14 protein-coding genes are annotated in these 18756 nt (G+C 70.1%); 6 read left to right on the top strand and 8 right to left on the bottom strand.

Annotation, left to right across the window (positions count from 1 at the left end):
- Positions 1-72: 72 nt before the first annotated feature.
- On the bottom strand, positions 73-2280 hold the full coding sequence (gene murJ, locus ACIPXM_RS26765; RefSeq protein ID WP_401660168.1) for a murein biosynthesis integral membrane protein MurJ: 2208 nt from the start codon (positions 2278-2280) through the stop codon (positions 73-75).
- Between the two features lie 45 nt (positions 2281-2325).
- Positions 2326-4701 carry a DUF6049 family protein gene (locus ACIPXM_RS26760; RefSeq protein ID WP_401660165.1) on the bottom strand — a complete coding sequence of 792 codons (2376 nt, stop codon included), beginning with the start codon at positions 4699-4701 and terminating at the stop codon, positions 2326-2328.
- A 201-nt stretch (positions 4702-4902) separates the two neighbouring features.
- On the opposite strand from ACIPXM_RS26760, the gene ACIPXM_RS26755 reads away from it, so the two are divergent.
- Positions 4903-6348: a CCA tRNA nucleotidyltransferase gene (locus tag ACIPXM_RS26755; protein ID WP_401660162.1), complete on the top strand. Its 1446-nt coding sequence runs from the start codon at positions 4903-4905 to the stop codon at positions 6346-6348.
- A 94-nt stretch (positions 6349-6442) separates the two neighbouring features.
- On the opposite strand, the gene ACIPXM_RS26750 is transcribed toward ACIPXM_RS26755, so the two are convergent.
- The 3 genes from ACIPXM_RS26750 to ACIPXM_RS26740 all read right to left on the bottom strand — a co-directional run bounded on the left by ACIPXM_RS26750 (position 6443) and on the right by ACIPXM_RS26740 (position 9658).
- Entirely contained in the window at positions 6443-7738 is a 1296-nt protein-coding gene (locus ACIPXM_RS26750; protein WP_401660160.1) for an MFS transporter, read from the bottom strand.
- A gap of 100 nt (positions 7739-7838) precedes the next feature.
- Positions 7839-8921, bottom strand: a complete 1083-nt coding sequence (locus tag ACIPXM_RS26745) for an inositol-3-phosphate synthase (protein ID WP_401660157.1) — start codon at positions 8919-8921, stop codon at positions 7839-7841.
- A 47-nt stretch (positions 8922-8968) separates the two neighbouring features.
- Positions 8969-9658: a helix-turn-helix transcriptional regulator gene (locus ACIPXM_RS26740; protein WP_401660154.1), complete on the bottom strand. Its 690-nt coding sequence runs from the start codon at positions 9656-9658 to the stop codon at positions 8969-8971.
- A gap of 409 nt (positions 9659-10067) precedes the next feature.
- Between ACIPXM_RS26740 and ACIPXM_RS26735 the strand changes: the two genes are divergently transcribed.
- On the top strand, positions 10068-12830 hold the full coding sequence (locus ACIPXM_RS26735) for a transglycosylase domain-containing protein (protein WP_401660151.1): 2763 nt from the start codon (positions 10068-10070) through the stop codon (positions 12828-12830).
- 125 nt (positions 12831-12955) lie between these two features.
- On the top strand, positions 12956-14446 hold the full coding sequence (locus ACIPXM_RS26730; RefSeq protein WP_401660148.1) for a glycosyltransferase family 87 protein: 1491 nt from the start codon (positions 12956-12958) through the stop codon (positions 14444-14446).
- Between the two features lie 94 nt (positions 14447-14540).
- Here the strand turns inward: ACIPXM_RS26730 and ACIPXM_RS26725 are convergent, their stop codons facing one another.
- The 3 genes from ACIPXM_RS26725 to ACIPXM_RS26715 form a co-directional block, all read right to left on the bottom strand.
- Positions 14541-15572, bottom strand: a complete 1032-nt coding sequence (locus tag ACIPXM_RS26725; RefSeq protein WP_401660146.1) for an alanine racemase — start codon at positions 15570-15572, stop codon at positions 14541-14543.
- A 98-nt stretch (positions 15573-15670) separates the two neighbouring features.
- On the bottom strand, positions 15671-16789 hold the full coding sequence (locus ACIPXM_RS26720) for a lipid II:glycine glycyltransferase FemX (RefSeq protein WP_401660143.1): 1119 nt from the start codon (positions 16787-16789) through the stop codon (positions 15671-15673).
- A 168-nt stretch (positions 16790-16957) separates the two neighbouring features.
- On the bottom strand, positions 16958-17272 hold the full coding sequence (locus ACIPXM_RS26715; protein WP_401660141.1) for a hypothetical protein: 315 nt from the start codon (positions 17270-17272) through the stop codon (positions 16958-16960).
- 241 nt (positions 17273-17513) lie between these two features.
- Between ACIPXM_RS26715 and rpsF the strand changes: the two genes are divergently transcribed.
- From rpsF to rpsR, 3 genes are all read left to right on the top strand, one after another.
- Complete coding sequence (gene rpsF / locus ACIPXM_RS26710; protein WP_004950685.1) at positions 17514-17804, top strand: 30S ribosomal protein S6; 291 nt, start codon at positions 17514-17516, stop codon at positions 17802-17804.
- Positions 17805-17877: 73 nt separating this feature from the next.
- The gene (locus ACIPXM_RS26705) at positions 17878-18462 is read left to right on the top strand and encodes a single-stranded DNA-binding protein (RefSeq protein WP_401660138.1); all 585 of its coding nucleotides are present in this window, start codon (positions 17878-17880) and stop codon (positions 18460-18462) included.
- 57 nt (positions 18463-18519) lie between these two features.
- Positions 18520-18756 (top strand): 30S ribosomal protein S18, encoded by a 237-nt coding sequence (gene rpsR, locus ACIPXM_RS26700; protein WP_003949403.1) that lies wholly within the window; start codon positions 18520-18522, stop codon positions 18754-18756.

The following is an 18756-nucleotide window of genomic DNA, read 5'->3' as shown; positions in this document are numbered from 1 at the left end:
CCACAGTCCGGCGCTATGCACGACACGCGTCGGCTGCCGATGGTTGTGCGAACCCCGCGCGCGGTGTTCCGGTCAGCGTCCGAGACGCCCGCGGACCATGCCGACCATGGAGTTGAGCTCCGCGATCCGCAGCCGCTTGGCGGCGACGAAGAAGACGCCGAGCAGGACCAGACCGCCCACGACGAGGGCGACGAGGGAGCCGAGGGCGCCCTCACCGAGCACCTTCAGCAGGCCGAACCCGGCCGCACCGGCGACGATCGCCGCGGGGAGCGAGGCCAGGCAGAGCCGGGCGTAGGTGCGCAGGACGTGGGTGCCGTCCAGATCGCCGCCGAGGCGCTTGCTGAGGCGGCGCCAGGCGACCCCGACGCCGACCGCGTAGGCCAGGCCGTAGGAGGCGGCCATGCCGACGACGGCCCACTGGGCGGGCAGCACCACGTAACAGGCCGCCGAGGCCGCCGCGTTGACCGCGGCGACGATGACGGTGTTGTAGAACGGCGTGCGGGTGTCCTCGTAGGCGTAGAAGCCGCGGAGCACGACGTACTGGACGGAGTAGGGGATCAGGCCGAGGCCGAAGGCCATCAGGATGAAGCCCATGCCCTGGGCGGCCTGGATGCCGCTGGAGGCGTAGAGCAGGGTGCACATCGGGACGCCGAGGGCCAGGAAGGCGAAGGACACCGGGACGATCGCGACGGCCGAGTTGCGCAGGCCCTGCGAGATGTCGTCGCGGACGGCGCCGGGGTCGTTGTCGGAGGCGGCGCGGGAGATCCGCGGCAGCAGCGCGGCCATCACCGAGACGGTGATGATGGCTTGCGGCATGCCCCAGATCAGCTGGGCGTTGGAGTAGGCGAGGAAGCCGGCGCCGTTCTTGCCGGACTCCTCACCGGCGGCGGTGGCGAGCTGGGTGACCACCAGGACACCGGCCTGGTTGGCGAGGACGAACAGCACGGTCCACTTGGCGAGCTTGACCGTCTTGCCGAGGCCGTGGCCCTTCCAGTCGAAACGGGGCCGGAAGCGGAAGCCGGTCTCGCGCAGGTACGGGATCATCGCCAGGGCCTGCACGACCAGGCCGAGCAGGGTGCCGATGCCGAGCAGCCGGATGCCGTCGTCGGGGATGGTCTGGACGCCCATGTGGGACTCGGCGGAGGTGCCGTACACCCAGATGAACAGGCCGAACGTGGCGATCATGACGATGTTGTTGAGGACCGGGGTCCACATCATCGCGCCGAACTTGCCGCGGGCGTTGAGGATCTGACCCATCACCACGTGCACACCCATGAAGAAGATGGTGGGCAGGCAGTAGCGGGCGAAGGTGACGGCGACGCTGTTGGCCGCGGCGTCGTCGGCGATGGTGCTCGACATCAGCCGGATCAGCACCGGGGCGGCGAACACGGCGAGCGCCACGATCGCGCCGAGCGCCACCATCACGAGGGTGAGCAGGCGGTTGGCGTACGCCTCGCCGCCGTCCTCGTCGTTCTTCATCGAGCGGACCAGCTGCGGCACGAAGACCGAGTTGAGGCCGCCGCCGACGGTGAGGATGTAGATCATCGTCGGCAGGGTGTAGGCGACGGTGAACGTGTCACCGAGCAGTGCGGCGCCGAGGGCGCCGGTGATGACGAGGCTGCGGACGAAACCGGTGAGCCGGGAGACCAGGGTGCCGGCCGCCATCACGGCGCTCGACTTCAGCAGCCCGGAGGCGCGACCGGCCTTCTTCGGGGCGGGCGCGGGCATGGGGTTCGGCTCCGGGGCGGGCGGCGGCACCTGGCCGGGGGCCTGCTGGTCCCGGTAGAGGTGGGCGAACGCGTCGGGCTCGGGCCGGTCCTCCCCCGCCCGGGTCACCAGGTCGTCGACGCCGGTGAACTGGACGGTGCGGGCGTCGTCGCCGTACGGCAGGTGCCGGGACGGGCCGTCGGGCTCGGGGGCCGGGGTCTGCGCCCACACCCGGGGGTCGGGGGCGTGCTGGGGCGAGGCCGGCTGCTGGTAGAGCGGCTGCGGCTCGGCGTAGGTGCCCGGCGGGGGCGGCGGGTGCGCGGCGCGGTCGTACAGCGCCTCGGTCACCGGGTCCTGGGCGGACAGGTCCCGCGCCTGGTAGGGGTCGTGGGCGTAGGCGTCCTGGACGTACGGATCCTGGGTGTACGGATTCTGGTCCGGCGGATACGGGTGCGGGGCGCCCTGCGGCGGCGGCACCGGCGCGGTGCCGGGGGCCGGGTTCGGGGGCGTGCCACCGGACGGCGCGGTGCCACCCGCGCCCTGCCCGCGGTCACCGTCGTACGGCGCGTTCATGGTTACCCCACCTCATCGTCCCCGGCCGACCGGCCACGACATCGCTCAACGGTCCACTTTCTCACTCGGGCCCGACGGGTCGCCGCTTTCCGGCCCGGTGTCCGGTGTCGGGTCACTCGGCTGCCCGGGATCGGCCGGGTCCTGGGGCTCCTGGGTGCCCTCGGGGGCGTCCGCGTCGGCCTCGGCGGCCTCCGGGGCGTCCTCGGCGTCGGCCTCGGCCGCCTCGGCTTCCGCCTCGGCCGCGGCCTCCGCGGTGCGGGCGGCGGCGCGCTTGCGCTGGGAGTACATCCGGACCCCGGCGAGGACGAGCAGCAGCACTCCGCCCGCGATCACGAGCATGACCGTGGGCGTGACCTCGGAGACCTTCACCGTGAACTCCATGGGGGCGCCGTAAGGCGTGCCGTCCGCGGTGTAGAGCTGGGCCGTCATGGTCACGGGGCCGTTGGCGTTGGCGGAGGCGTCGAACTTCACCGCCCGGCTGTGCCCGCCGTCGATCTTCACCGGACGGTCGGCCTCGCCCTCGCCGTCCAGCTTCAGACGGGCCTTGTTGCTGGACTTCAGCCGCAGGACGAGGTCGTCGACGCCCTGGAGGAGCCGGTTCTGCACGGTCACCGGGATGGTGGCACTGCGACCCGAGAGAGTGAGGTCCGACTTCTCGATCAGCTGCACCTCCTGGGTGAGGCTGCGCAGATAGTCCTGGACCTCCTTGCGGTAGAGCGCCGCGGACGGCGCCTCACCGCGCCACGAGGTGGACATCTCGCGGCTGATGGCGTTGGTGAAGGTCGGCACCACGCGTTCCGGTGAGGTCAGGATCACCTGGAAGTCGTCGAGCCGGTCGCGGGTGTCCTTCATCTCGCGGAACGCCTCGACGGGCAGCTCCTGCTTGCGCAGCGCCTTGGAGTAGGAGCCGCTGCCGGGCACGCGCTTCGAGGCGTCGGGGTCGGAGTGGGTGGCGGCGGCGATCAGGTCGAGCGGCTCGGTCCAGCGCTTCGCCTGGAGGGCCTGCAGCGCCTTCGCCATGGTCTGCGCCTGCGCGGTGCTGGGCATGCGCTGCGGGGCGACGACCACGCTGCGCTGGTCCTCGGGCCGCTCCAGGGTGACGGCGAGCGACTGGGCGAGGAAGTCCTGGATCGCGAGGGTGGCGTTCTCGGCCCGGATCATGTCGCCCTGGAAGGCGGTCGACAGGGTGGCGTCGGAGACGACCGCGGTGGTCCCGCCGCCGATCGGCCGGGCCGAGGTCGGCGTGTAGGAGAGGTCGTCACGGAAGCTGTCGCTGCGGGCGATCACGTTGTGCGCGCCCGCCGAGGTGGCGACCGACATGATCGACGGATCCACGGCGCCGTCCACGGGCCAGCTGAAGTCGGTGGACGGCTTCACATGGAGGATCGTCTCGACGGTGGACGAGGCGAGCGCGGTGGACTGCTGGAGGTGGCTGAGGGAGCCGGGCACGTCCTTGCCGTGGTGGGCGAGGGAGGCCAGGTCGGGGTCGGCGAACGGCAGCGCCACGACCTTGTGGGCCTGGACGGCCTTCTCCAGGTCGTTCAGCCAGCGCTCGGCGACCGCCTGGTTCTTGCCGACGGTCTCGGTCGCCCCGTTCTTCACCATGTACGGGCCGGTCATCGCGTCCACGCTGGCCAGCAGGTCCGGATCGATCATCCAGGTGACGGGGAGGTCCTTGCCGAGCGAGACCAGTTCGTGGAGCCGCCCGCCGGGCGCGATCTCGGCGGCGAGGTCGTCGTTCTCGAAGACCGGGGTCTGCTGCTGGTCGGCGCCGGTCTCGGCGGAGACGTGCGCCGAGGAGATCAGCGGCCAGAGGTAGGTCAGCTGGGTCTTCTTCTCGGTGGCTTCGGGCTGGTACGGCAGCAGGGTCCGCTCGATGCCGAGCACCCGCCGGTAGGACTGGCCCGAGGTCTGGCCGGTGAGGGAGACGCCGAGCTGGTAGACGCCGGCGTCGTCGAGTTCCAGCTTGGACACCGGCACGGAGAGCGTGAAGTCCTTGCTCAGCCCGGCACCGAGCGTGGGGATCTTGAACGTGTACGGGGTGCCGAGCGGGTACGGGTCCCGTCCGTCCCGGTAGGCGCGGCTGCCGGAGACCTCGTCGATCTCGCTGCGGCTGGTCATCTGGGGGCCCACGCGCAGATCGACGGTGGCGTCCGTCACCGCCGACTTGCTCTCGTTGGTGACGGTGCCCGTGATCGTGAGGGTGTCGTTCTCCGTCGGGGCGCTGGGCGTCAGCGTGTCGACGGACACATCGACCGTGCCGGAGCCGTTCCCGCTCTCGGCGGCGTGGGCGGCGGGCTGCTGGGCGCCCTGGAGCAGACCGGCGAGCAGCGGGGCCGCCACGGCGAGCGAGGCCGTGCGCCGCAGCCAGCGGCGGGCAGGTGTCGGAGCGGTCCCCTGGATAGCTGCCGCCTCGGCCACGCGTCGCCCGTCCTCGTCGTTGTCTGTGGTTTCAGTGGTGCGGGTGGTTCCCGGTTGCTCTGTCCAGGCATGGTAACGAGGCACGCGGTGGCCAAGTGCCGGGGACTGCTCCAGCCGATGCGGCCGGAGGGTAGCGGGGCCCGGTGTCCGCCAGGAAAACGGGGACGATCCGGTGAGCCGGGGCACGTACCCTTTTCTGTTGTGCCGAACGCCAACGAAGACACCCCGACCGCACTGAGCCAGGTGCAACGCCGCGCAGTCAGTGAACTACTGCGCGTGTCCCCGGTCGCCGACGACCTCGCCCGCCGCTTCCAGGAGGCCGGCTTCAGCCTCGCGCTGGTCGGCGGCTCGGTGCGGGACGCCCTCCTCGGCCGGCTCGGCAACGACCTGGACTTCACCACGGACGCGCGCCCGGAGGACGTTCTGAAGATCGTCCGGCCGTGGGCCGACGCGGTCTGGGAGGTCGGGATCGCCTTCGGCACCGTCGGCTGCCAGAAGGCCGGGTACCTGGTGGAGATCACCACGTACCGCTCCGAGGCGTACGACCGGACCTCCCGCAAGCCGGAGGTGTCCTACGGCGACTCCATCGAGGAGGACCTGGTCCGGCGTGACTTCACGGTCAACGCGATGGCCGTCGCATTGCCCGAGAAGGAGTTCATCGACCCGCACGGCGGCCTCGAGGATCTGGCCGAGCGGGTGCTGCGCACCCCCGGCACGCCCGAGGAGTCGTTCTCGGACGACCCGCTGCGGATGATGCGCGCCGCGCGGTTCGCCGCGCAGCTGGACTTCGAGGTGGCCCCCGAGGTCGTCACGGCGATGACCGAGATGGCCGACCGGCTGGAGATCGTCTCGGCCGAGCGGGTCCGGGAGGAGTTCAACAAGCTCCTTCTCTCGGCCCACCCGCGCAAGGGCCTCGGCCTGCTCGTCGACACCGGTCTGGCCGTCCATGTGCTGCCGGAGCTTCCGTCGCTGCGTCTGGAGAGCGACGAGCACCACCGGCACAAGGACGTCTACGAGCACTCCCTGACCGTCCTCGACCAGGCGATCGACCTGGAGGAGGACGGGCCCGACCTGGTGCTGCGGCTCGCGGCGCTGCTGCACGACATCGGCAAGCCGCGTACCCGCCGCTTCGAGAGCGACGGCCGGGTCTCGTTCCACCACCACGAGGTGGTCGGCGCGAAGATGACGAAGAAGCGCATGACCGCGCTGAAGTACTCCAACGAGATGATCAAGGACGTCTCGCGTCTGGTGGAGCTGCACCTGCGGTTCCACGGCTACGGCACCGGCGAGTGGACCGACTCCGCCGTCCGTCGCTATGTGCGCGACGCGGGCCCGCTGCTCTCCCGGCTGCACAAGCTCACCCGCTCCGACTGCACCACGCGCAACAAGCGCAAGGCGATGGCGCTCTCGCGCGCCTACGACGGTCTGGAGGACCGGATCGCCCAGCTCCAGGAGCAGGAGGAGCTGGACGCGATCCGCCCGGATCTGGACGGGAACCAGATCCAGGAGATCCTCGGCATCCGCCCGGGTCCGGCGGTCGGCAACGCCTACAAGTTCCTGCTGGAGCTTCGCCTGGAGAACGGCCCGATGAGTCATGACGACGCCGTCGCCGCGCTCAAGGAGTGGTGGGCGACTCAGGAGGGCTGAGCCGGGGCCGCTGTTTCACGTGAAACATCGCGTGGGGCGGCCGATGGAACGGTGACGCGGCGCGTCGGGCAGGGGTGATGTTTCACGTGAAACATCACCCCTCGCTGTTGGCGGGGTCGGTCCGGCCGCTCCGGTCGGCCCGGACGATCCGGGCGAGGCCGATCGTCACCGCGGCGTAGATCAAGGTCACCAGCACGACGATGGCGGTGGACCGGCCGTCCGGCGGCAGCATCGCGGCGGCGACGGCGGCCGCGCCGACGAAGGCGACGTTGAACAGCACGTCGTACAGCGAGAAGACCCGCCCGCGGTAGGCGTCGTCCACCGAGGTCTGGACGACGGTGTCGGTGGCGATCTTGGCGCCCTGGGTGACCATGCCGAGGACGAAGGCCGCCACCAGGAAGGGCGTCCGGGCGAAGGTCAGCCCGAGGGCGGGGGTCAGCACGGCGGCGGCAGCGGTGCAGCAGGCCATCCAGCCGAAGGGGCCGAGCCGCCCGACGGCCCAGGGCGAGAGCACCGCGGCGGCGAAGAAGCCCGCGCCGGAGGTGGCGACCGCCAGTCCCAGCACGGCGAGCCCTGCGGACTCCGTGGTGCTCCAGGCGTACCGGGACAGCATGAGCACGGTCACGAAGAGCGCGCCGTAGCAGAACCGCATCAGGGTGACCGCGGCGAGCGCCCGGGCGGCGGGGCGCCGCTCGGCGAGGTGCCGCAGGCCGCCCATGAGGCCCCGGGCCGTGGAGCCGAGCGCGGCGCCGAGCCGGGGCTGGACCCGGTCCGGGTCGGGTCCGAGGAGTGCGCGGGAGATCCGCAGCGAGGCGAGCGCGGAGCAGAGGTAGAGCGCGGCGCCGAGCAGCACGACGGCGGCGTCGGAGTCGTCCGCGACCAGCCGCATCCCGAAGGCGAGTCCGCCGCCCAGGGTCGCCGCGAGGGTGCCCGCGGTCGGTGACAGCGAGTTGGCGATCACCAGCCGCTCCTCATCGACCACCCGGGGCAGCGCGGCGGAGAGGCCCGCGAGCACGAACCGGTTGACGGCCGTGACGGAGAGGGCGGAGGCGTAGAAGAGCCAGTCGGGCACGGCGGCCACCATCAGCACGGCGGTACCGGCGGCGAGGAGCGCCCGCAGCAGGTTCCCGTAGAGGAAGACCTGGCGGCGCGGCCAGCGGTCGAGCAGCACCCCGGCGAAGGGGCCCACGAGGGAGTACGGGAGCAGCAGCACGGCCATGGCGGAGGCGATGGCGGCGGCGCTGGTCTCCTTCTCGGGGGAGAAGACGACGTACGTGGCCAGGGCGACCTGGTAGACGCCGTCGGCGCACTGCGAGAGCAGCCGGACGGTGAGCAGGCGGCGGAAGTCGCGCAGGGTGAGGAGGACGCGCAGATCACGCACGACGGACATGGGAGCAAGACTCACATACGACGAGGGCCCCCGGGCAGTGCCACGGGGACCCTCGTCAGCGAGCCGCGGGACGGTCGTGGACCGTCCGGGGACCGTCAGGTCAGCGCTCGACCTCGCCCTTGATGAACTTCTCGACGTTGGCCAGGGCCTCGTCGTCGAAGTACTGCACCGGCGGGGACTTCATGAAGTACGACGACGCCGAGAGGATGGGGCCACCGATGCCCCGGTCCTTGGCGATCTTCGCGGCGCGCAGGGCGTCGATGATGACACCCGCGGAGTTCGGGGAGTCCCAGACCTCGAGCTTGTACTCCAGGTTCAGCGGGACGTCGCCGAAGGCGCGGCCCTCAAGGCGGACATAGGCCCACTTGCGGTCGTCCAGCCAGGCCACGTAGTCCGACGGGCCGATGTGGACGTTCTTCTCGCCGAGCTCCCGGTCGGGGATCTGCGAGGTGACGGCCTGCGTCTTGGAGATCTTCTTGGACTCGAGGCGGTCGCGCTCGAGCATGTTCTTGAAGTCCATGTTGCCGCCGACGTTGAGCTGCATCGTGCGCTCGAGGCGGACACCGCGGTCCTCGAAGAGCTTCGCCATCACGCGGTGCGTGATGGTGGCGCCCACCTGGGACTTGATGTCGTCACCGACGATCGGGACACCGGCCTCGGTGAACTTGTCCGCCCACTCCTTGGTGCCGGCGATGAAGACCGGGAGGGCGTTGACGAAGGCGACCTTGGCGTCGATGGCGCACTGGGCGTAGAACTTCGCCGCGTCCTCGGAGCCGACCGGCAGGTAGCAGACGAGGACGTCGACCTGACGGTCCTTGAGGATCTGGACCACGTCGACCGGGGCCTCGGCGGACTCCTCGATGGTCATGCGGTAGTACTTGCCGAGCCCGTCGAGGGTGTGACCACGCTGGACCGTGACACCCGCGTTGGGGACGTCGCAGATCTTGATGGTGTTGTTCTCGCTGGCGCCGATGGCGTCGGAGAGGTCGAGGCCGACCTTCTTCGCGTCCACGTCGAACGCGGCCACGAACTCCACGTCACCGACGTGGTAGTCGCCGAACTGGACGTGCATGAGGCCGGGGACCTTGGTCGCCGGGTCGGCGTCCTTGTAGTACTCGACGCCCTGCACCAGCGAGGCGGCGCAGTTGCCCACGCCGACGATGGCTACGCGAACCGAACCCATTCCGGTTGCTCCCTGTGTGATCGTGGAAGCCCTGCTGACGCAGGGTTTCACTTGGCGGTGTCGTCGGACGGATCCGGCCGGGTACTGCCCCCGTGCCGGGGCAGGCCGCCCGTTTCTCCAGAATCTGTGTCCTGCTGAGCGGCGCCCTCGGGGGCGTCGGGTCCGGATCGCTGATCCCGGCCCGCCCGCTCGCTCTCGATGAGCTCGTTCAGCCAGCGCACTTCGCGCTCCACGGACTCCATTCCGTGGCGCTGCAGCTCAAGCGTGTAGTCGTCGAGGCGCTCGCGCGTCCGGGACAGCGAGGCGCGCATCTTCTCCAGGCGCTCCTCCAGCCGGCTGCGACGGCCCTCGAGCACCCGCATCCGCACCTCGCGTTCGGTCTGACCGAAGAAGGCGAAGCGGGCGGCGAAGTGTTCGTCCTCCCAGGCGTCCGGGCCGGTGTGCGAGAGCAGCTCCTCGAAGTGCTCTTTCCCCTCGGCCGTCAACCGGTAGACGATCTTGGCGCGGCGTCCTGCGAGTGAAGCCGCGAGGGCCTCCTCGGGGGCGCTGCCCGGTTCCTCGATCAACCAGCCGTTGGCGACCAGCGTCTTGAGGCAGGGGTAGAGGGTCCCGTAGCTGAAGGCCCGGAAGATACCCAGCGAGGTGTTGAGCCGCTTGCGCAGCTCGTACCCGTGCATGGGGGCCTCGCGGAGCAGACCGAGAACGGCGAACTCGAGAATCCCTGAGCGCCTGCTCATCCGTCGCCTCCTCCGCTTGCCGGGTGTCGTCCCTCGGACCGTGCTGAAAACCTCGTATGCCGAGTCGATGTGCCGCACTGATGTATCGACTCGATACATCCCGACGATAGAACGAGCCCTTGCCCTCGACAAGTGGGGCTCGGGTGACCGGCGTCACATCGTCAATTCACAGCGAGCGACTTGCCTGATTTGGGGTGAACTCTGCCGCTAGGAAGGTTTTGGCCGTGCGTAGTCTGTGCGGCATGCAGACCACCGGGAACCAGGCGACGCCGCGAGGCGTCAGTGAAGCGGGTGACCGGCTGCGGCACGGTGGGGTCTTTTCCGAGGTCCCGCCGTGTGCATCGCGGGGGGACCGGAACTCAACTGCCGCTTCCAGGCGCACCGCGCCTGCCCGAGGAGTAGTCGTTCGATGAGCGAGCACCGTCGCAAACAGCCGCAGCAGCAGCCGCCGCAAGGCGGCCGTGCCGCGGCCCGACGCGCCGCCCAGCAGCCGACGGGCCGCCGGGCGGCCCAGAGCCGTGACACCGACACAGGGTCACCATCGGCCTCGTACGGGCCGCCCTCCTCCTACGGTGAGGAGCAGCGGCCCTACGGAGGCCGCGCCGAGGCACGCCGCGCCGCCCAGCGGGGCGGCCGCAGGCGCGCGCCCGAAGGCGGCGGCGGCCCCGGTGGTCCCGGTGGCCGGCGCGGCGGCGGGGGCGGTGGCCGTGGGGACGGTCCCGGGCGCGGTCGTGGCAACGGGCGGCCGCCCGGCAAGAAGCGGATCATCGACTACCCGCGCTACGGCAAGTACGGCTGGCGGCGCTGGGTGCCCTCGTGGAAGCTCACGACGGGCCTGTTCCTGACGTTCGTCGGCTGCATGATGGGCGCGGTCACCGCCGCGTACAGCATGGTGGAGATCCCCAACGAGGCGCTCAGCGCCAAGCAGCAGAACAACGTCTTCTACTGGTCGGACAAGACGGTGATGGCCGCCACCGGCGGCGAGGTCAACCGGCAGATCATCAATTACGAGCAGATCCCGAAGGCCATGCAGGACGCGGTGGTCTCCGCCGAGAACAAGACCTTCTGGAAAGACTCCGGTGTCGACCCCATGGGCATCGGCCGCGCCGTGTGGAACATGGCGAAGGGCGGTCAGACCCAGGGCGGCTCGACCATCACCCAGCAGTACGTGAAGAACAACATCCTCGACGACCAGTCGCAGACGCTGACCCGTAAGGTCAAGGAACTCTTCATCTCGGTTCGCGTCGGCAACGACCTCGAGAAGTCCGACATCATGGCGGGCTACCTCAACACCGCGTACTACGGCCGCGGCGCCTACGGTCTCCAGGCCGCGGCCCGTACGTACTTCGGCAAGGACGCGAGCAAGCTCAACCCCAGCGAGTGCGCCTTCCTGGCCTCGCTGCTCAAGGGCGCGACCTACTACGACCCGGCCGGCAGCACGGACGTCGACCCGCAGGCCACGGCCGTGGCGAACACCAAGCGCGCCCAGGAACGCTGGAACTGGATCCTCGGCGAGATGGTCAAGGACGGCAGCCTTCCCGCCACCGAGCGCGCGAAGTACCCGGCCTTCCCGAAGGTCAAGGAGCGCAAGCAGGGCGCTCAGCTCGGCGGCCAGGTCGGCTACCTGGTGCGCACCGCCCAGTCCAGCGTCATCAACAACCCCGAGCTGGGCATCAGCGAGAAGGACCTGGCGCGCGGCGGCTACGAGATCTACACGACCTTCGACAAGAAGAAGGTCAAGTCGCTCGAGACGGCCATCAAGAACGTCTACAAAGAGCACATCGACCCGGAGAAGCGCCCGAAGACGGACACCCACGTCCAGTTCGGCGGCGCCTCGGTCAACCCGGAGACGGGCGCGATCGTCGCCCTCTACGGCGGCACCGACGCGACGAAGCACTTCACGAACAACGCCGATGAGACCGGTGCCCAGGTCGGTTCGACGTTCAAGCCCTTCGTGCTCGCCGCCGCGATGCGGGACGGCGTCCGCGACCCCAAGGGGAGCAAGTCGCAGGACGCCTCCACGCGCCGGATCGTCGACCCGGACAAGAGCTTCTACAACGGCCAGAACAAGCTGAAGATCAAGAACTACGACGGTTCGGTCTGGCACGACGAGGGCGGCAACGAGTGGCTCCAGGTCAACGACGACGACGCCAGCTACAAGAAGCTGTCGCTGCGTGAGGCCATGGAGAAGTCCGCGAACTCGCCGTACGTGCAGCTCGGCATGGACGTCGGCATCGACAAGGTGCGGCAGGCGGCCATAGACGCGGGTCTGCGCGAGGGTTCGCTGGTCAAGGCCGACGTGCCGTCGTTCTCGCTGGGCATCTCCGACCCGAGCGCGATCCGGATGGCCGGTGCCTACTCCACCTTCGCCAACAACGGTGAGCGCAACGACGTCTACTCGGTCGAGAAGGTCCTCAAGCAGGGCCAGGTGAAGTACCAGCACGAGAACAAGCCCAAGCGGGTGTTCTCCACGGCGGTCGCCAGCAACGTCACCGACGTCCTGAAGGACGTCGTGAAGAAGGGCACCGGCCGCAAGGCCGCGCTCGACGACCGGGAGAGCGCCGGCAAGACCGGTACCACCGACGGCAACAACTCGGCCTGGTTCGTGGGCTACACCCCGCAGCTGTCGACGGCGATCGACATGTACCGGTTCTCCGACGACGAGACGCAGAAGGGCCGCAAGTTCGAGTCGATGTTCGGCACGGGTGCGCAGCCGAAGATCCACGGTTCGTCGTTCCCGTCGCAGATCTGGCACGACTACATGACCGACGCGCTCACCGGCACCGACCCGAAGGACTTCCCGAACCCCGAGGAGCTCGACGGCGAGGCGGTGTTCGGCGGTGGCGCGGTCAGCCCGACGCCGACGCCGACGGCGACCACGGAGTCCCCGACGCCCACGCCGACGGCGACCACCAAGGAGCCGAGCCGCGAGCCGTCCCACACCCCCGACCCGGGCAACACGTGCAGCGTCTGGGACTGGCCGTGCAAGGACCCCAACGGCGGCACCAGCAACGGCAACGACAACGGCGGCACCGACGGCGGGCCCACCGGCACCCCGACGACACCGACCGGGACGCCCACGACCGACGATCCCACCGGCAGTCCGGGCGGGGGTGCCGGCGGTGGCGGAGGCAAGCCGGGCGGCCTCACCAGAGGCGCCCAGGGCGAATGACCCGCGGCCGGTGAGCCAAGGGCGCTGAGACCCCGAGGGCCGCCGTGTCCGGTCCGTACTCGCGTACGGCACCGGGCGCGGCGGCCCTCACCGTTTTCCCAGGGGCGTACGGCAGGATGTGCACCATGCCGAGCCTCCAGAAGACGAGCCCCGCACAGGACCCCCCGGTGGTCCGCCCGACCCGACGGGACGAGGTCGCCGCCGCGGGCAGCGAGCTGATCGGCGGTCCGGTCGGACGCCGGGCGCTGCTCGGGGCCGGACAGCTCACCCCGGTGCGGGTGGTGGCGCTGGTGACGATCGGGATGTTCGCCCTCGGCATGGTGCAGAAACTGCCCTGCTACAACTGGGCCTGGTTCCGCGGTTCCACCTCGCAGTACACCCACGCCTGCTACTCCGACATCCCGCACCTGTTCTCCGGGCGCGGCTTCGCCGACGGCCTGGTCCCGTACTTCGACCGGCTGACCGGCGACATACCGTTCCTGGAGTACCCGGTCCTGACCGGGCTGTTCATGCAGCTCGCGGCCTGGCTGACGCCCGGCGGGAACGATCTGACCGGGCGCGAGCAGGCGTACTGGATGGTCAACGCGGGCCTGCTGATGATCTGCGCGGCCGTGCTCGCCGTCTGCGTCGCCAGGACCCACCGCAACCGGCCCTGGGACGCCCTCCTGGTGGCCCTGGCGCCCGCGCTCGCGCTGACCGCCACCATCAACTGGGACCTGCTGGCGGTGGCCCTGACCGCCGCCGCGATGCTGATGTGGTCGCGCCGGCACCCGCTCGCGTCCGGTGTGCTCCTCGGCCTGGCGACGGCGGCCAAGTTCTACCCGGCGCTGCTGCTGCTTCCCGTGCTGCTGCTGTGCTGGCGGGCCGGGAAGTGGCGCGAGTTCGGCACGGCGGTGTCGGGCGCGGTCGGTGCCTGGCTGGTGGTGAACCTGCCGGTGCTGGTCCTCGCGCCCGAGGGCTGGAAGCAGTTCTACGTGTTCAGCACCGAGCGGAACGTCGACTTCGGCTCCGTGTGGCTGCTGATCAGCCAGATCACCGGGGACCAGATCCGCCCCGAGACCGCGAACTACTGGGCGCTGTTCCTGATGCTGCTGGCGGCCGCGGGCCTCGCCCATCTGGCGTTCACCGCCCCGCGCAGGCCGCGCCTCGCGCAGCTGGCGTTCCTCGTGGTGGCGGCGTTCGTGCTGACCAACAAGGTCTACTCGCCGCAGTACGTGCTCTGGCTGATCCCGCTCGCCGCGCTCGCCCGGCCGCGCTGGCGGGACTTCCTGGTCTGGCAGGCGTGCGAGGTCATGTACTTCCTCGGCATCTGGTTCTACCTGGCCTACACGTCCAGCGGGAACAAGCAGGGCCTGCCGACCGACGGCTACCAGTTCGCGATCGTGCTGCACCTCCTCGGCACGCTCTACCTGTGCGCCCTGGTCGTCCGGGACATCCTGGCGCCCGACCGGGACCCGGTGCGGCGCGAGGGCGCGGACGACCCCTCGGGCGGCGTCCTGGACGGCGCCGACGACGTCTTCGTGCTGGGCAGGGCCGCGCACCCCGCGCGGCACGCGGCACCCGCTCAGGAGGGGCCCAGGGTGGAGTGGGGCGCGCCCCACGACCCGCGGTCCTGACCCACGGACGCGGAAACGGACACGGGAACGGCCCCCGGGGGATTCCCCGGGGGCCGTTCCCGTGCTTGCGTGCTCCGTGTGCGCGGTGGGCCGCTCAGCGCTCGACGAGGCGGTCGTACTGCGTCGTGGTGTGCCGCAGGTGCGCCACCAGCTCGTCACCGACCTTCGGCTCCTCGGCGTCGGCCGGCACGAACAGGATCGACACCTGCATGTGCGGCGGCTCGGCGAACCAGCGCTGCTTGCCCGCCCACACGAACGGCGACAGATTGCGGTTCACGGTGGCGAGCCCGGCACGGGCGACGCCCTTGGCGCGCGGCATCACACCGTGCATCGCCTTCGGGGCCTCCAGGCCCACTCCGTGCGAGGTGCCGCCCGCGACCACCACGAGCCAGCCGTCCGACGCGGCCTTCTGCTGGCGGTAGCCGAAGCGGTCGCCCTTGGCGACCCGGGTGACGTCCAGGACCGAGCCCCGGTACGAGGTGGCCTCGTGGTCGCCCAGCCACAGCCGGGTGCCGATACGGGCGCGGAACCGGGTCTGCGGGAACTGCTGCTGGAGCCGGGCCTGCTCCTCGGCGCGCAGATGGCTGACGAACATGGTGTGCAGCGGCAGCCGGGCGGCCCGCAGCCGGTCCATCCAGCCGATGACCTCCTCGACGGCGTCCGTGCCGTCGGTGCGGTCCAGCGGCAGGTGCAGGGCGAAGCCCTCAAGCCGGACGTCCTCGATGGCCGCGTGCAGCCTCGGCAGGTCCTCCTCGTGGATGCCGTGGCGCTTCATCGAGCTCATGCACTCGATGACCACCCGGGCGCCCACCAGCGCGTGCACACCGTCCACCGAGGACACCGAGCGGATCACCCGGTCCGGCAGCGGCACCGGCTCCTCGCCGCGCCGGAACGGCGTCAGGACGAGCAGGTCACCGCCGAACCAGTCCTTGATCTTCGCGGCCTCGTACGTGGTGCCCACGGCGAGCATGTCGGCACCGAACCGGGCCGCCTCGTCGGAGAGGCGCTCGTGCCCGAAGCCGTAGCCGTTCCCCTTGCAGACCGGGATGATGCCGGGGAACTGGTCGATGACGGTCTTCTGGTGCGCCCGCCAGCGCGCGGTGTCGACGTAGAGGGAGAGCGCCATGGGCCGGCCCCGAACCTTTCTGGTGGCTGCGGTGTCTGCGATGTGTCAGATGTGTGTGCGAGGACGGGTACGAGAGTACGCAAGCCCTCGCCGTGCCGTCAGCGACGCGACATGTAGATGTCCAGGGCCTTGTGCAGCAGCTTGTTGAGCGGGAAGTCCCACTCGCCCACGTACTCCACGGCCTCGCCGCCGGTACCGACCTTGAACTGGATGAGGCCGAAGAGGTGGTCGGTCTCGTCCAGCGAGTCGGAGATGCCCCGCAGGTCGTAGACGGTGGCGCCCATCGCGTACGCGTCGCGCAGCATCCGCCACTGCATCGCGTTCGAGGGCCGGACCTCACGGCCGATGTTGTCGGAGGCGCCGTACGAGTACCAGACGTGGCCGCCGACGACGAGCATCGTCGCGGCGGACAGGTTCACCCCGTTGTGGCGGGCGAAGTAGAGCCGCATCCGGTTGGGGTCCTCGTTGTTGAGGACGGTCCACATGCGCTGGAAGTACGAGAGCGGGCGCGGCCGGAACTTGTCGCGGACGGCCGTGATCTCGTACAGCCGCTGCCACTCGGCCAGGTCCTCGTAACCGCCCTGGACGACCTCGACACCGGCCTTCTCGGCCTTCTTGATGTTGCGGCGCCACAGCTGGTTGAAGCCCTTGAGGACGTCGTCGAGCGAACGCCCGGCGAGCGGCACCTGGAAGACGTAGCGCGGCTGCACGTCGCCGAAGCCGGCGCCGCCGTCCTCGCCCTGCTGCCAGCCCATCTTCCGCAGCCGGTCGGCGACCTCGAAGGCGCGCGGCTCGACCTCGGTGGCCTGCACGTCCCGCAGCCGCTTGACGTCCGGGTCCTGGATGCCGGACTTGATCGCGGCGGAGTCCCAGCGGCGGATGACCACCGGCGGGCCCATCTTCACCGAGAAGGCGCCCTGCTGCTTCAGGTGCGCGAGCATCGGCTGCAGCCAGTCGTCGAGGTTCGGCGCGTACCAGTTGATGACCGGGCCCTCGGGCAGGTAGGCCAGGTAGCGCTTGATCTTCGGCAGCTGGCGGTAGAGCACCAGGCCGACGCCGACGAGCTCCTCGGACCTGTCGAACCAGCCGAGGCTCTCGGAGCGCCACTCGGTCTTCACGTCCGCCCACGCCGGGACCTGGCAGTGGCTCGCCGCGGGCTGGCTCTGGATGAATGCCAGATGCTGCTCACGGCTGATGGTCCTCAGGGTCAGGCTCATGCGGGGCGCTCCTCGGCAGGTGTGTCCCCAACGGTCGCGGGGCTCCGGCTCTCGCGCCGAAGCCTACTGCGAGCGGGGGGCGCCCCGAATGGGCGTGTGGGCCGGGCCCGCCGCCAGGAGCCCTGGTGGCGGGCGTGCGGGCGCGTCCGGGGCCTGCCGGGAGCCGGGTCAGCCGATCACGCCGCCGAAGAGGCCGCCGTGGGCCATGCCCAGGAAGAACCCGACCGCGGACAGGCCGAGACCGACGATCAGCGCGAAGCGCTCACGGGTCGTGGCGGAGATGAACTGTCCGTAGGCCCCGGTGAGGATCCCGATCAGCCCGGACCAGGAACTCAGCAGGTGCAGGTTGTGGAACTGGGCGGTGACGAAGGACAGGACACCGAGCACCAGCGTGACGGCGACCAGGGTGTCCTGGACGGGGTGGGGCTTGCCGTCGGTGGCGAAGAGGGAGTGTCCGGGGTCGGGTCGCATTGCCTGTGCCATGAGGCACCTCCTGGCGTGCCAGCCGGACGGCGGCGCCGGTGACGCCGCCGACATCCGTTGTGTACAGATTGCGTCCCCTCACCACCGGATTTCAACCGCAGGGGGATGAACAGGTACTCTGTACGGTCTGCACCGGTGTCTGCCCTGGCCCTGCCAGTGAGTCGGCACCGATGCGTACGCATCACGACCCTCCTGCCACGGAACGACCGTGGCCGCTGAGTCCAAAGGAGGTGGGTTCCACATGCGTCACTACGAGGTGATGGTCATCCTCGACCCCGATCTCGAGGAGCGCGCTGTCTCCCCGCTGATCGAGAACTTCCTTTCCGTCGTCCGTGAGGGCAACGGAAAGGTCGAGAAGGTCGACACCTGGGGCCGTCGTCGTCTCGCCTACGAGATCAAGAAGAAGCCCGAGGGCATCTACTCGGTCATCGACCTGCAGGCCGAGCCTGCGGTCGTCAAGGAGCTCGACCGCCAGATGAACCTGAACGAGTCGGTCCTCCGGACCAAGGTCCTCCGTCCCGAGACCCACTGAGCTCTTAGCTCACAGGTACTCGGGTCCGAGTAGCAGTCAGCAGCCAGAAGCAATCCCGCCGAGAGGTTCACCCATGGCAGGCGAGACCGTCATCACGGTCGTCGGCAATCTTGTCGAAGACCCCGAGCTGCGCTTCACCCCCTCCGGTGCGGCGGTCGCGAAGTTCCGTGTCGCGTCCACTCCCCGCACCTTCGACCGCCAGACGAACGAGTGGAAGGACGGCGAGAGCCTGTTCCTGACCTGCTCGGTCTGGCGTCAGGCGGCGGAGAACGTCGCGGAGTCGCTGCAGAAGGGCATGCGCGTCGTCGTGCAGGGCCGTCTGAAGCAGCGGTCCTACGAGGACCGCGAGGGCGTCAAGCGCACGGTCTACGAGCTGGACGTCGAGGAAGTCGGCCCCAGCCTGAAGAACGCCACGGCCAAGGTCACCCGTACCACCGGTCGCGGTGGTCAGGGCGGCTACGGCGGCGGTGGCGGCCAGCAGGGTGGCGGCGGCGGCGGCTGGGGCGGCGGCCAGCAGGGCGGCGGCGGAGCTCCCTCCGACGACCCCTGGGCCTCCAGCGCCCCGGCCGGCGGCCAGCCGGCCGGCGGTAATGGCGGCGGCGGTGGCGGCTGGGGTGGCAACTCCGGCGGCGGCTACTCGGACGAGCCCCCCTTCTAGGGCCCGCGCCCTGGGAGCAGCTCGCACCCACATTCTTGATCACACAGGAGAAACACCATGGCGAAGCCGCCTGTGCGCAAGCCTAAGAAGAAGGTCTGCGCTTTCTGCAAGGACAAGGTCACGTACGTCGACTACAAGGACACGAACATGCTGCGGAAGTTCATTTCCGACCGCGGCAAGATCCGTGCCCGTCGTGTGACCGGCAACTGCACGCAGCACCAGCGTGACGTCGCCACGGCCGTGAAGAACAGCCGTGAGATGGCGCTGCTGCCCTACACGTCCACCGCGCGCTAA

Origin of the sequence: Streptomyces sp. NPDC090025, from assembly GCF_044748125.1 — a bacterium.
Classification (GTDB): domain Bacteria; phylum Actinomycetota; class Actinomycetes; order Streptomycetales; family Streptomycetaceae; genus Streptomyces.
Note: the sequence above shows the minus strand (reverse complement) of the source record. Positions and strands in the feature narration are given on the sequence as shown.